The sequence below is a fragment of the Pontibacter sp. E15-1 genome (genome assembly GCF_022601975.1).
Taxonomy (GTDB): domain Bacteria; phylum Bacteroidota; class Bacteroidia; order Cytophagales; family Hymenobacteraceae; genus Pontibacter.
Map to the genome: position 1 here is coordinate 1 of NZ_JAKVIR010000020.1, position 14,648 is coordinate 14,648.

The window sequence follows — 14,648 nt, forward strand, 5'->3', positions numbered from 1 at the left end:
TTTAAAGCTCCCTGCCCCTCCTCTCACCCTCAATCCCCGACGTTCCTGCTGAACCGGGATGCAAAAGTAGGGGAAAATCGCCGGGATGCAAGCGGTGGTGTGTAAACTTAGGTTAAGTTTGTTTTAACCTGCTGATTTTGAATCACAAAAATTTAAAAGACGGCCAGCATTTCCTGTTTTGGGTCAAGCCGGTTCAGAATATCCCGGAGGTAGGTTCTGTTGCGGTGGTTCTTTTTATAGGTATGCTGATAGATCTTATCTGCTTTTCTGTAATACGCCTTAGCCTGTTCCCCTTTCCGGGCACTTACAAGTATATCGCCTAGCAGCGTATAATTGTCTCCGTGGCTGGGGTGTTCTGGTTCAAAAAACCTTTCCGTAATAGCAATGGCCTTGTTTGCTTCTGCTATCGCTTCCTTGGTTTTCCCCTGTAATAATAGCAAACGACTCTTATTATAGTATAGGATAGCATGAAATGGATGCGGCTTTTCAAAAACCTGTTGCATGATGGTTTCTGCTTGCTTCAGCGTATCGGCGGCTACCTGCAGTTTGCCTTGTTCTATGTTCAGCACAGCGATACCGGCCAGTGCTTTTGCCTATTTTCTTCACTCTATTATAGCTTCTCCTGATTATGAATGGCGCTGTCGGCGTATTCCTGAAGATAACTGAAGCGGGGCATTAGCTTGCCGGCTTTGGCAATGGTGCCGCGTTCCAGCACGCCTTCGGCATCCCCGTTGAACAGATGCGGAAACACGTTGTCGATCAGGTGGCGGCCAAAGTCGCGGGAGGCGTTGCGGGGCAGTTCGCAGGGCAGGTTATCCACGGCCATCACCGTGATGTTTTCCGGGCTGCTGTAGGCCGGCTCCAGTTCTTCTGTCTTTGGGTTGAAATCATACACCGGCTCCAGGATGGTGCTCGAGCGCTTAGTGGTGGGTATAGAACCGTTCACGTCGCAGGTAATGTCGGCGATGGTGTTAATTTTGAAATCGGGCTGGCGGGCCTCTTCTTCCGTGAACAGCCTGGGCGCGCGCGGATCCCAGAAGGCGCAGGCCAGCAGCAGGTCGGTTACGCGAGTGAACTTCCGGAACGTACTCTTATATAAATGTGGGTTGGCGTAGAAATCCGGCGAGTCCCATACCTCCACATCGGGGCGGGTGTTGTAGTCGCCGGAGTGCAGCTGGGCGTATACCGGCTCCGTGAACTGCTTGTACAGGTAGTCGAACACGCTCACTTTCCGGATGCCCATCTTGTCGAGCACCTCCATGGCGCCCCCTGCCACGCGCCCTCCCCCGGTAATGGCGATTTTGATCGGGGGCAGCTTCACCTTAAAATACTCCTCCTGCATGTCCTCCATCTCGTGGCACAAATGGGCGGGCTTTAAACTGAACAGGTTCCATTTGCGGCCATACGTCAGGATGCCGTTGTAGGCGCCCACGATGCCGGCATACCTGCCAAAAGCCACCAATCGCTGCCCCTGTGCGTTGGTCAGGGTCTCGTAATCAATCATCGTGATGTGCTTGTCGAGGATCGCGCGGAGCAGTTTGGCGTTGTGCGGCTGCTTTTTGATGGTATGGGAGAAGAAGAAAAAGGTTTTGTGAGGTATAAGCTGCTCTACCGGTACCTCCTTCACACCCAGCAGAATGTCGCAGTGGCGCATGTCCTCCTCCAGCGGGATGCCTAGCTCGGCGTACTCGGCATCGGAAAAACTGCGGATGTTGCTGGGCTGCACCGCAATCTCCATCTCCGGAAACTCCTGCAGCGCCTCCACACACTTTTTGGGCGTGAGGGGCACCCGCTTGTCCACGGGTATCTTGCCTTCCTTGATAATGCCAATCTTGATTGTGCGCATACAGGTTGTCTCTTGAATTGTTGGGCCAGCAGATTTGTTAGGCTACCATGAGCAAAATGCGGTTTAAACTGTTATAGCGGCAACCTTGCCACCGGCACACAGAAAAGCCGCAAAATACACAGGCAAAAGCCTTTACTATTTAGCTTTGATGCTTCAATATAATAAACAATTCCTAGTACTTTTGTATAAACTGCGCAACCGGCGGAGTGAACCACGAACAAACTAACTACTCATTTCCCAATCTATAAATTTCCGTTATGATTTTTAAAACAAAGCCCGCAGATGTGTTTAAGGAGCGCCACAACGGTCCGGACAAGGCGCAGATGCAGGACATGCTGAAGACTATCGGGGCTGACTCTCTGGACAAGCTGATTGAGGAGACCGTGCCAGCGGCCATCCGACTTAAAAAGCCGCTGAACTTACCCGCCGCGCTTTCGGAGAAGGACTTCCTGAACAAGTTTGGCCAGATCGCGAAGCAAAACAAAGTATACAAATCGTACATCGGCCTGGGCTACAACGATACCATCCTGCCGCCCGTGATCCTCCGCAACATCATGGAGAACCCAGGCTGGTATACCGCCTATACCCCTTATCAGGCTGAGATCGCGCAGGGCCGACTGGAGGCGCTGATCAACTACCAGACCATGGTGATGGACCTGACCGGTATGGAGATCGCCAACGCATCGCTGCTGGATGAGGGCACTGCCGCAGCCGAGGCCATGGGCATGTTTTTCGCGCAGCGCAAGGGCGCCCGCAAAAACGGCAACCGCTTCTTCGTATCGAATCAGGTGTTGCCGCAGACCATCGACATCCTGTCTTCCCGCGCCACCCCGATCGGCATTGAACTGGTAATCGGCGACCATCGCGAAGCAGACCTTACTGACGAAACCCTATTTGGCGCCCTGGTGCAGTACCCTGCTGCCGACGGTGCCATTTTTGATTATACTGACTTTATAACAAAAGCACATGAGCAGGGTATGCTGGTAGCCGTGGCCGCCGACATCCTTTCGCTTACCTTGCTAACCCCTCCGGGGGAGATGGGTGCTGATGCGGTGGTAGGCACCACGCAGCGTTTTGGCGTACCGATGGGCTTTGGTGGTCCGCATGCGGCCTACTTTGCTACAAAAGATGCCTTTAAGCGCGTGATCCCGGGCCGTATCATCGGGATTTCCGTGGATGCCGCCGGTGACAGAGCGTACCGTATGGCCCTGCAAACCCGCGAGCAGCACATCCGCCGCGAGAAAGCAACCTCTAACATCTGTACCGCCCAGGTACTGCTGGCCGTGATTGCCGGTATGTATGCTGTATACCATGGTCCGCGCCGCCTGAAGTACATCGGCCTGAACACCTACGCCCTGACGCAGCAACTGGAAAACGGCCTGAAGTCGCTTGGCTTTGCGCAGCAGAACGAGCAGTACTTCGATACCTTGAAAATAGCCGTGGAGAGCGCCGACATGCAGCAGGCTATCCGCACGGAGGCCGAGGCAGCAGGTATAAACTTCCGCTATTTCGGGGAAAACAACATCGGCATTTCCCTGAACCAGAACACCGACCTGCAGGACGTGAAAGCCATCCTGGCCGTGTTCGCCAAAGTGGCCGGCAAGGCTGCGGATGTATTGGCAATAGCCGAGCTCCCGGGTGAGACAGACGTAGCCTGGGACGACAGCCTGATCCGCAAGAGCAGCTACCTGGAGCAGGATGTGTTTAACAAGCACCACTCCGAGAGCGAGATCCTGCGCTACATGAAGCACCTCGAGAACAAAGACATCTCGCTGGCCCACTCCATGATCCCGCTCGGCTCCTGCACCATGAAACTGAACGCCACCGCCGAGATGATCCCGGTAACCTGGCCAGAGATCGGGCAGTTGCACCCCTTCGCCCCAGCCGACCAGACCAAAGGGTATGAGCAGATTTTTGCCGATCTGGAGGCCTGGCTGTGCGAGGTAACGCAGTTCGACGCGGTTTCTTTGCAGCCAAACTCTGGCGCTCAGGGCGAGTATGCTGGCCTGATGGTGATCCGCGCTTACCACGAGTCGAAAGGCGACACGCACCGCAACATCGCCCTCATCCCGTCTTCGGCGCACGGCACCAACCCTGCCTCCGCCGTAATGGCGGGTATGAAAGTAGTGATCGTGAAGTGCGATGAGAGAGGAAACATTGATGTGGCCGACCTTCGCGCGAAGGCCGAGCAGCACAAAGAAAACCTGTCGTGCCTGATGGTGACCTACCCGTCTACCCACGGGGTGTATGAGGAGAGCATCATCGAGATCTGCCAGATCATCCACGAAAACGGCGGCCGTGTATATATGGACGGTGCCAACATGAACGCCCAGGTAGGCCTGACCTCTCCAGCAACCATCGGTGCCGACGTTTGCCACCTCAACCTGCACAAGACGTTCTGCATTCCTCACGGTGGCGGTGGTCCGGGCATGGGCCCGATCGGTGTGGTAAAAGACCTGGCTCCTTTCCTGCCGGGCCACGCTGTCAGAAAAATCAACGGTGAGGCGGCTATACATGCTATTTCTGCTGCGCCTTGGGGCTCTGCCTCTATCCTGCCGATCTCTTACGCCTACATCGCGATGATGGGCGGCGAAGGGCTGACGGAGGCAACGAAAGTAGCGATCCTGAACGCGAACTATATCAAAGCACGCCTGGAGCAGCACTATCCGGTGCTGTATGTGGGCAAGAACGGCCGCTGCGCACACGAGATGATCCTGGATTGCCGCGAGTTCAAGAAGTTCGGTGTGGAGGTAGAGGATATCGCCAAGCGGTTGATGGACTATGGCTTCCATGCGCCAACTGTTTCGTTCCCGGTGGCGGGCACGCTGATGGTAGAGCCGACGGAATCGGAGGCACAGGAAGAACTGGACAGATTCTGCGATGTGATGATCTCGATCCGTGCGGAGATACGCGAGGTGGAGGAAGGCAAGGCCGACCAGAAAAACAACGTGCTGAAGCACGCGCCGCATACCCTGAAAGTGGTGATGGTAGAGAACTGGGAGCGCCCTTACGCCCGTGAGAAAGCCGTGTTCCCGATGCCGTACCTGCGCGAGAACAAGGTATGGCCAACCGTTAGCCGCATCGACAGCGCCTACGGCGACCGTAACCTGATCTGCTCCTGCGCCCCGATTGAGGCCTACAACGAGCATGGCAATGAGATGGTAGCCATCGGCTAAACAGCCTTTCCTGAACCTCTGGCCTGAGAAGGCCATCAGGCGATAGGCATACCCTCTCCCTACATTAAGCAGCCTCCAGCGCACATGCGCTGGAGGCTGCTTTTTTATACCCCACCTCCTTTCATTTATTTCCGGCATTCCGTTCTTTAGTCAGATCCCAGCATTACGGTTTCCAGTTTTTCTGCGTGGTGCCGGGGGTATCCATGAGAGAAACCGTCTGTTTTTTTTTGAGCCCATACCGGCCTTCCAAACGTCACGCCACCCTACGGCAGACCATACAGCAGCACCGCCAAGTCCTGTTTTGTTATATCCCCTGTAGCAGCTACTTCATCAACAAACCATTTTTCCCGCCACCTTTGGTACGATGCCCTGTCTTCGACATCCAGACATTCTTATTCCTAATATTCTATTTTATCCCTCCATATACTAACCAGTTCAGCATCAGTCCTAGATTTATTTATTTTCTCCACTCACAGCAGGACTTTTAAAGTCAAGTATGCTTATATTTAAATTTTAAAATATTTATACCTCAGACAATTACGCCGCTAGTGGGAATATCACCAAAACGAGAAAGAATGCATTTTAAGACAGGTCTGCATGTTCCTGCACAGCAGCACCGCTTTTTGTGCACGACAAGCACAACTGACCGCTTTACGGTCTTCCTCGTTTTGCCTGCGCTGATGTGGCTGCTCCAGGTAGTGGGTGGTCAGCAGCACCTGTACGCACAAGGCGGCACCACACCCACCTTTACCGTAGACCTGACGGGAAAGCCAAACGGGGTCTGGACCTCAAACCAGATCAACAGGTCGGGGCAGGTATGCGATGCCCCCTCGAACCAAAACTGCGCTGAATTTAAGATTACGCTGGACAGGCTATCGGGCGGGCTCCAGTTTGATATCATAGACGGCCCCGTTCCCTCCGGCTCCATGGCCTACCAGATTGACTGCGGCATGCCTGTGCCCGTCGGGGACTCAATCTGTGTGAACGGGACAGAGCCGGTTGTGCTCAGCATCTGCATGCCCGGCAAGGCCCAAAACCAGTTCCGCATCCGATCTATCGCGGCCTACAACCCAGCCCAGGACATTTCTGTGACCGCAGGCTGCTTTGGCACACTGCAGGCACCGATCGCTTTCGAGGAAGCCTCCCTTACCTGGCAGGATATTACGGGGGGCGGCCAGTACAACAGCTACCTCAGCTGCAGTGCGGGTTGCGCCACCCCGCGCGTGACGCCTGGCACTAATCCGCCTGCTTTTGTAGACTATGTGGTGAGTGGCAACTCGCAGGCATCCGTTTGTGCCAGTCTGCCTTACTCCGACACGGTGAGGGTATACTTTTACCCTGCGCCGGTGGTGTCCATCGGTCCCGCTCCGGCTATCATATGTCCAGGCGCCAGCGGCGTGGAGCTTACAGGAAACGTGACCGGGGGCAGCGGGAGGTTTGACTATCTGTGGACCGACAGCAACGGCCAGTTGCTTGCCACAACGCGCACTTACACGGCCACTGCCGTTGGCACCTATTCCTTGGAGGTGCGGAACGAGAATTACCCTGACTGCGAGAAATTCTCCAGCTCCATAACGGTTGTGAATGATCTTTCGGTGAATGCTGGCCCTGATCAGCTGGTTTGCTCCCAGAACAACGTGAACCTGGCGGGCGCGGTGACCGGGGCCAGCGGAGGAATCTGGAGCGGTGGCAGCGGCACATTCTCAGATAATTCTGCTTTGGGCGCGGTGTATACCCCCTCTCCCGCCGACCTGGAATCGGGCGAGGTAAAGCTGACCCTGACAACAACCGGGAACGGCTCGTGCGCACCGATACAGGACGAGGTGCTGATTTCGTTTTATGCAGTGGATATACGCATCACCGGGCCCGCCATCATCTGCGCTGGCAGCACCGCCAGTCTCCGGGCAACGACAAGCGGCGGCATGGGCACCGTCACCTACCAATGGGACACGGGCGAAACAACAGCCGCAATCAGCAACAAACCCGCAGGCACTTATACCCTCACCGTCAGCGATGGCAACAGCTGCGCAATCACCAAGTCGTTTACCGTTGTGGAAGTGGCCGGCCCGAGCAGTCTTACAGCCACGCTTCGGGCGTCTACCTGCGGCCAAAGCAATGGACAGATCAGCAACATTATCGTTAGCGGCGGTACTGCTCCCTATACCTACTCCCGGGACGGCATCACCTTCCAAAGCACCGCCTCCTTCTCCGGCCTGCTCGCGGGCACGTATTCTGTCACGGCGAAAGACGCCAACGGCTGCACTGCCACAGCAACGTTTTCCCTCACGGATATCCCCGGCCCAACCGCCGTGGCAGCCACGGCACTGCCTGCCAGCTGCCACAACAATGACGGCAGTATCACGGCAGGCGACGTGACAGGCGGAACGGCGCCGTATACCTACAGCATCGATGGCTCGGACTTTACAGCAACTAAATTCTTCACCTCCCTAGCCTCCGGAACTTATACCCTCACCGTGAAGGATGCCAATGGATGTATAGTGAGCCGGCAAATCACGGTCGGCAAAAACGTGCCGACCAGTTTCACCTCCTCCACGACCTCCTCCACCTGCGGCGACAGCAACGGCGCGCTTTCCATTACGGGCGTTACGGGCGGCACCGCACCTTATTCTTACAGCCTCGACGGAGCCAGCTTCCAGAGCGCTGCAGCTTTCTCTGGCTTAGCGGCTGCTTCCTATACCGTCACGGTGAAGGACGCCAACGGCTGTACCTACGCCCGGCAGGTGCAGGTGAGCAACAGTGCTGGTCCGACCGGACTGACAGCGGCCATCACCGCAACCACCTGCGGCCAACCCAACGGCGAAATCACCATAACGGGTGTAGCAGGGGGCACGGCTCCCTATGTGTATGCAGTGGATGGAGGAAGCTTTCAGGGTACTGGGGTTTTCAGGGCACTGGCGCAAGGCACCTACATTGTTTCTGTCAGGGATGTCAACAAATGTACTTATAGCGAGCAGGTAACTGTAACCAACATCGCCGGGCCAACTGCCCTCGGATTAACCGCCGCTGCATCTACCTGCGGCAACAGCAACGGAAGTATACAGGTAGCCTCGGTAACCGGCGGCACGGCTCCCTATACCTACAGCACCGACGGAATCAGATTCCAGATTGCTGCTGCTTTCAATAGTCTAGCGGCTGCCACGTACACCATCACCGTTCGGGATGCCAACGGGTGCCTGGTTACCGAAGCAGTGGAAATAACAAATATCCCAGGGCCTGCCGATCTTAGCCTGACGACCACTTCCTCTACCTGCGGCAGACGAAACGGCACACTGGAAATAACCGGCGTAGCGGGCGGAACAGCTCCCTACACTTTCGCGATCAACGGCAGCAATTTCCAGAGTGCCCCGGCTTTTGAAAACATACTGGCAGGCACATATACCGTTACCGTGAAAGATGCCAACGGATGCACCTACGCCCGAGAGGCGAGGGTAGCGAACATCGCTGGCCCCACCGACATCGCCGCAAGACTGACGGCCACCACCTGCGGCGACAGCAACGGCCAACTCACTATAACAGATGTGACCGGAGGCACGGCACCTTATCTGTATAGCAAGGACGGCGTGAACTTTCAAAGATCCGCAGTCTTTACAAGCTTGGCTGCCGGTCAGCACACTATAACAGCTAAAGACAACAAAGGATGCACCTTCGTGAAGACATTCACGATCACGGATATTGCAGGACCGACGGCCGTGGCAGCCACCCCACTGCCTGCCACTTGCGCCGACAATGACGGCAGCATCACGGCAGGGCAAGTGACGGGCGGAACAGCGCCTTATACCTACAGCATCGATGGCAACAGTTTCCAAACCGGCACTGCCTTCACCGCCCTAGCCGCCGGCACTTATACCCTCACCGTGAAAGATGCCAACGGCTGTGTGATAAGTGAGCAGGTAACAGTAGGCAAAAACGTGCCGACCAATTTTACCAGCACCACTACTTCGGCTAGCTGCGGCGAGAGCAACGGACAGTTACAAATAACGGGCGTAACGGGCGGTACGGCCCCGTATACCTACAGCATGGAGGGAGGCAGCTTCGGCTCCGCCTCTGCCTTCACTGCCCTGGCAGCCGGATCGTACCGGATAACGGTAAAAGATGCCAACGGATGTGTTTATACCGCAGCGGTGCAGGTAAGCAACATCGCAGGCCCAACTTTCGAGGCGGCGGCAAAGGTTTCTACCTGCGGCAACAGCAACGGCAGCATGACCGTCAGCAACACCACCGGCGGCACGGCTCCCTATACCTACAGCCTCGATGGCAAAGACTTTCAGGCTTCCACTCTATTCAGTGGGCTGTCAGCAGGAGAGTATACCCTTGTTGCCAAAGACGCACGGGGATGTATCAACGCGATCGTTGTGCAGCTGCAAGACATCGCTGGCCCTGGCACATTCGAGCTGACGACTACAGCGACTACCTGCGGCAACAGCAATGGAAGTATAAAAGTAGACGCAGTAACAGGCGGCACGGCTCCGTATACCTATGCCCTCGACGGCACCTCTTTCCGTGAGACGGCTGCTTTTGAGGGAGTGCAGGCTGGTCAGCATACGATCACGGTGCGAGACGCTAACGGATGCACCGTAAGCCAGGAGGCAATGATAGAGAACATTGCAGGCCCGGATGGCCTGACGGCTAGCAGCACCCCGTCCACCTGCGGCCAACCCAACGGGGTATTGGAGGTAACCGGCGTGACCGGAGGCTCGGCACCTTACAACTTCAGTCTGGATGGCGCTCCGTACCAGAATTCCACCGACTTCGGCCACCTGACTGCCGGAAGCCATACCCTCCGGGTAAAAGACGCCAATGGCTGCACCTTCGCCAAGACCGTCACCGTTTCTGACGTCGCAGGACCAACCGCTGTGGCGGCCACCTCGCAGCCTGCCACCTGCGCCGACAACGATGGCAGTATCACGGCAGACGATGTGACGGGCGGAACAGCGCCCTATACCTACAGCATCGATGGCAGCAGTTTCCAAACCGGCACTGCCTTCACCGCCCTAGCCGCCGGCACTTATACCCTCACGGCGAAGGATGCCAATGGCTGCAGCGTGAGCAGGCAAATCACGGTTGGCAAAAACATACCGACCAGCTTCACTTCCTCCACGACCTCCTCTACCTGCGGCGACAGCAACGGTGCGCTTTCCATTACAGGCGTGACGGGCGGGACAGCGCCTTATACCTACAGCCTCGACGGAGCCAGCTTCCAGAGCGCTGCAGCTTTCTCTGGCTTAGCGGCTGGCGCATATACCGTCACGGTGAAGGATGCCAACGGCTGTACTTTCTCGGCACAGGTACAGGTCAGGGATATTCCAGGGCCTACCGGGCTGACGGCGGCCGTCAAAGCATCCACCTGCGGCGAGAGCAACGGGCAACTTTCCATCTCTTCGGTCAGCGGCGGCACCGCACCCTATACCTATTCCCTCAATGGCATCACCTTCCAGAGCGCAGCCTCCTTCTCCAGCCTGCCCGCGGGCACCTATACTGCCACGGTGCAGGACGCCAACGGCTGCACTTATGCCCAGGAGGTAACCGTGCCGGATGCGCCCGCGCCCACCTTTGCGGCAACACCGACGGCTTCCACCTGCGGAAACAGCAACGGGCAGATCTCCGTCAGCAACATAACCGGCGGCACGGCTCCCTTCGCCTACAGCCTCGACGGCAAAAACTTTCAGACCGCCACCACCTTCCCGGCCCTGGCCGCGGGCATGTATACCCTCACGGTGAAAGACGCCAACGGATGCCGGGCCACCAAGGCTGTAGAAATCACCAACATCGCCGGGCCAACGGCCCTCCAACTGACTTCTGCTGCCTCCACCTGCGGCGAGCGCAACGGAAGTATACAGGTGGCGTCGGTAACCGGCGGAACCGCCCCCTATACCTATGCCCTCAACTCAGGTGCGTACCAAAGTGCTGCTACTTTTGAGGCGGTAGCAGCCGGAGAACACACCGTGACGGTGAAGGACGCCAACGGCTGTGTGCTTACAGAGAGGGTAACGGTCAGTGCTATTTCAGGTATAACTTCCATCCGGGCAACTGCCACGGCTTCTGCATGCAGCTCCGCCACCGGAAGCATTACCGTAGAGGATGTGAACGGCGGGACGGCACCGTATATCTATACCCGCGATGGGGTAAACTTCCAATCTTCGGGCACCTTCACGGCACTGGCTCCCGGCAGGTATACCGTCACGGTGAAGGACGCCAACAACTGTAGTGGCTCGACCAGCGTCACCGTTGGCACCAACGCCCCGCAGGAGGCCACACTTGCCACCACGCCATCGGGCTGCGCCACAAACAACGGCACCCTTACGGTAACGGGAGTTACGGGCGGCACCGCACCGTTCGCCTACAGCCTCGACGGCAGCACTTTCCAGGAGGCGGCACTGTTCGAGCACCTGGCTACCGGCAGCTATACCGTAACCATCCGGGATGCAGCGGGCTGCGCCATCACCCGCACGCAGCAGGTAGCGAGCACCGGGGGCGTCAGCTCCATCACGGTAACTGCCGCAGACGCCGGTTGCGGGGAAGCAAACGGGCGGCTCTCCATCAGCAACGTCCAGGGCGGGAAAACTCCCTACAGCTATACCCTCAGCAGCAGCCAGCTACCCTACAACGAGAACTCATTTCAAGGGCAGGCCACGTTCGCCAACCTGGCCGCTGGCAGTTACCAGGTGCACGTGAGAGATGCGGAGGGATGTGTGTATACCCAGCCCGCTACCGTGGGCGGCAGCGCCCCTCTGGCCAACCTCCAGGTAAAAGTTACGCCGGCAGGCTGTGGCCAGGACAGCGGGCTGGTGCAGGCGCAAGGGGTTACCGGCGGTACCGGCCCCTACGCCTACGCGCTGGACGGTATAAACTTCTCTTCATCCCCGACCTTTGCAGAAGTGATCCCGGGCCGCTATACGCTTACCGTGAAAGACGCCGCCAACTGTACCATCACCGCTTCCGTGACCGTGGAAACGGCCAGCAGCACCTTGGGGCACGCCACGGATGTCAGTTGCTTCGCCGCCACCGACGGTCAAATCGCCATTGCGGCCACGGGTATAAGCGACGAGACAACGTATAGCATCGACAACGGACGCAGCTTCCACAAAAGCGCTGTTTTCTCTGATCTGCCGACAGGCGTTTACGAGGTCATCACCAGATTCTCCCCCACCTGCTCTATCCGTGTCGGCACCGTGGAGTTGAAGGGCCCCGAAGAGATCAAGGCCACTGTGACGCCCCTCGCGGAGGCCATTGGCCAGGAGAAATCGGGCAGCGCCGCCGTCACGATGGTGGCAGGAGGCGTGGCCCCCTACACCTACCAGCTAGACGGTGGCGGCTATACCTCTGCCACCGAGTTCGCCAACCTGGGGGGCGGTGCGCACACGCTGCTGGTGAAAGACGCCAACGGCTGTACGGCCCAGGTATCCTTCTCCATCGGGGCGATCACGGACATTGAGGTACCGAACGGCTTCACGCCAAACGGAGACGGGCTCAACGACACATGGGCAATCCGGAACCTGGCGCTGCTCTACCCGCGCTGCACCGTAACGGTGTACAACCGCTGGGGCAGCCCGGTGTTCACGTCCTATGGGTATACCCGGGAATGGGACGGGACCATCAACGGCAAAAAGCTGCCGGATGGCACGTACTACTGCATCATTGTGCTGGAAGATGGCCAGCCGCCACTGCGCAAATCGTTAACCATCATGCGCTAGCCCGCTCACGTCCTCATCAAACAGCCATGAACAAATCAGCCATACTTCTTTTCCTGTCGCTGCTGGCCTCGGCGGCGGTGGCCCAGCAAAAAGCCCTGTACAGCCAGTACATGACTAACTATTACCTGCTGAACCCTGCCGTGTCGGGGTATGGCAAGGACCTGCAGCTGAAAGCCGGCTACCGCAACCAGTGGGTAGGCTTTGAGGGAGCGCCCTCCACTTTCTACCTGAGCGGGGAAGGGGCCCTCTTCCAGAACGGGCGCAACCGCAGCCGGAGAAGCCAGCCTTTCCATGGGGCCGGGGGGTACGTCTACAAAGACGTGACCGGACCGACCAGCCGCACCGGGCTGCTGCTGTCCTATGCCTACCACGTGCCGCTTTCCAGGGGTATCTTCCTCTCTTCGGGGCTTTTTGCCGGGGTGCAGCAGTACACGTTTAACGCCAACAAAATACAGCTTGCCGATGGCTCCAACGAGCGGGACCCGGTGACCAGCGGGGGCAGCGAAACGGCTTTCATGCCGGACCTGAGCGTGGGCACGTTCCTGCATTCCGACGATTTTTATGTGGGTGTGTCGCTGTTCCAGGTGCTGGGCAACCGGATTTTCGCCTTCCAGAACGCGGCAAGCCCAAGCCGGCTGGCCCGTCACCTGTTTGTGTCGGGGGGGTATAACTTCGCGATAAACAGGAATTTCACGCTGGCCCCCTCGGTGTTGGTCAAGTACGTGTCGCCCGCTCCCCTGCAGACCGACGTGAACGTGAAAGGGATTTACAGTTTCAGCAAACGCCGGAAATCAGCCGCGGACGACAAGGTATGGGCGGGCGTATCATACCGCACCCAGGACGCTCTGGTGGCCCTCTGCGGTTTTCAGTTTCTGGGGCAGTACGAGCTGAGCTATTCCTACGACGTCACGGTGTCTCCCGTCAGGCACTACAGCTCCGGCTCACACGAAATCATGCTGGGTTTCCGGGTAAAATAGCCTTCTTCAGGATCCTGCCCGGGTGGCAGGCTGATCTGGTTGGCGCAAGGCCACCCTCTGGGGAACTGGCTCGGGAGGGTGGCCTTTTTTGAGACTGCAGCAGGGGTATGGCTTTTCTTATCCGATAACGGCAGCAGTTCGGCGGGGGTCCGGCCGGGCGCTGAAGCCGCCGTGCGCCTGCATCTTCTGCGTGCCGCCGCCATTCGCTTACAACAGGCAGGCCGCACAGTCCGTTACATCAGGTAGCACGCGCTTTAAACAATGCACCCCATGACAAACTTTGCGCCCTCTGGCTTTCTTTACGTTTTGCTGTTTTATCTGCTTGCACTGAGCGGATGCGCCCGGATTCCGGTGGAAGAGGTCCAGTATACCTACGACCCCGAAATCAACTACCGCACCTTCCGCACCTTTGGATGGTATAAAGCCGAAGTGCCCACACCTATGGCAGGCGGTGCCGGCCCGCAATACAGCAGCCTGGTAGACGACCGCGTGAAAGGCGCTGTGGCCAGCGAGTTAGTGAAGAAAGGGCTGAACCCGATGGTGGAAGGAACACCCGACCTGCTGGTGGCCTATGACATTGCCGTGGACTCCGCCCAACGCTCGGGTATGAATGGGAACGTCCCGACAGGCTACGGCTACTGGTATGGCTATCGTTACCGCTACAGCCACACAGGCGTGCCCAACTACAAGGAGATCCAGAAATACAGCATTGGCACGCTCATTATCGACCTCATTGACCCCGACACGAACCAGCTGATCTGGCGCGGATGGGTATCATCGGATATAAACCCCGCCGCGCTGGACGACACCTATATCCCCGTGGTGGTGGCCAACATCATGTCGCGGTTCCCCCCAACGACAGACATCACGCGGTAGTTCTTTTGTTGATCGTTGATCGTGGTTCGTTATGCGGTCTTTGTGTAACGGGATGCGTAGC

Annotated in this window: 6 protein-coding genes; 4 read left to right on the forward strand and 2 right to left on the reverse strand. The window is 57.5% G+C overall.

Translation table 11 applies throughout. From position 1 onward, the window contains the following. Window positions 1–152: 152 nt before the first annotated feature. The gene (locus MKJ04_RS14570; RefSeq protein ID WP_317246722.1) at window positions 153–584 is read right to left on the reverse strand and encodes a tetratricopeptide repeat protein; all 432 of its coding nucleotides are present in this window, start codon (window positions 582–584) and stop codon (window positions 153–155) included. 26 nt (window positions 585–610) lie between these two features. Further along, the gene (locus MKJ04_RS14575) at window positions 611–1,846 is read right to left on the reverse strand and encodes an NAD(P)-dependent oxidoreductase (RefSeq protein ID WP_241642381.1); all 1,236 of its coding nucleotides are present in this window, start codon (window positions 1,844–1,846) and stop codon (window positions 611–613) included. 257 nt (window positions 1,847–2,103) lie between these two features. On the opposite strand from MKJ04_RS14575, the gene gcvP reads away from it, so the two are divergent. The 4 genes from gcvP (at window position 2,104) to MKJ04_RS14595 (ending at window position 14,587) form a co-directional block, all read left to right on the forward strand. Further along, complete coding sequence (gene gcvP, locus MKJ04_RS14580; RefSeq protein WP_241642382.1) at window positions 2,104–5,022, forward strand: aminomethyl-transferring glycine dehydrogenase; 2,919 nt, start codon at window positions 2,104–2,106, stop codon at window positions 5,020–5,022. A gap of 575 nt (window positions 5,023–5,597) precedes the next feature. Then, window positions 5,598–12,734, forward strand: a complete 7,137-nt coding sequence (locus MKJ04_RS14585) for a gliding motility-associated C-terminal domain-containing protein (protein ID WP_241642383.1) — start codon at window positions 5,598–5,600, stop codon at window positions 12,732–12,734. A gap of 26 nt (window positions 12,735–12,760) precedes the next feature. Further along, a complete protein-coding gene (locus MKJ04_RS14590) occupies window positions 12,761–13,711 on the forward strand; it encodes a type IX secretion system membrane protein PorP/SprF (protein WP_241642384.1) in 951 nt (316 codons plus the stop codon). 270 nt (window positions 13,712–13,981) lie between these two features. Continuing rightward, window positions 13,982–14,587 (forward strand): DUF4136 domain-containing protein, encoded by a 606-nt coding sequence (locus tag MKJ04_RS14595; protein WP_241642385.1) that lies wholly within the window; start codon window positions 13,982–13,984, stop codon window positions 14,585–14,587. Window positions 14,588–14,648: the final 61 nt, after the last annotated feature.

What these genes read in the sequence shown, in the direction of transcription:
- MKJ04_RS14575 (WP_241642381.1), bottom strand. Translation starts at nt 1,846, where the DNA reads ATGCGCACAATCAAGATTGGCATTATCAAGGAAGGCAAGATACCCGTG.
- gcvP (WP_241642382.1), top strand. Translation starts at nt 2,104, where the DNA reads ATGATTTTTAAAACAAAGCCCGCAGATGTGTTTAAGGAGCGCCACAAC.
- MKJ04_RS14585 (WP_241642383.1), top strand. Translation starts at nt 5,598, where the DNA reads ATGCATTTTAAGACAGGTCTGCATGTTCCTGCACAGCAGCACCGCTTT.
- MKJ04_RS14590 (WP_241642384.1), top strand. Translation starts at nt 12,761, where the DNA reads ATGAACAAATCAGCCATACTTCTTTTCCTGTCGCTGCTGGCCTCGGCG.
- MKJ04_RS14595 (WP_241642385.1), top strand. Translation starts at nt 13,982, where the DNA reads ATGACAAACTTTGCGCCCTCTGGCTTTCTTTACGTTTTGCTGTTTTAT.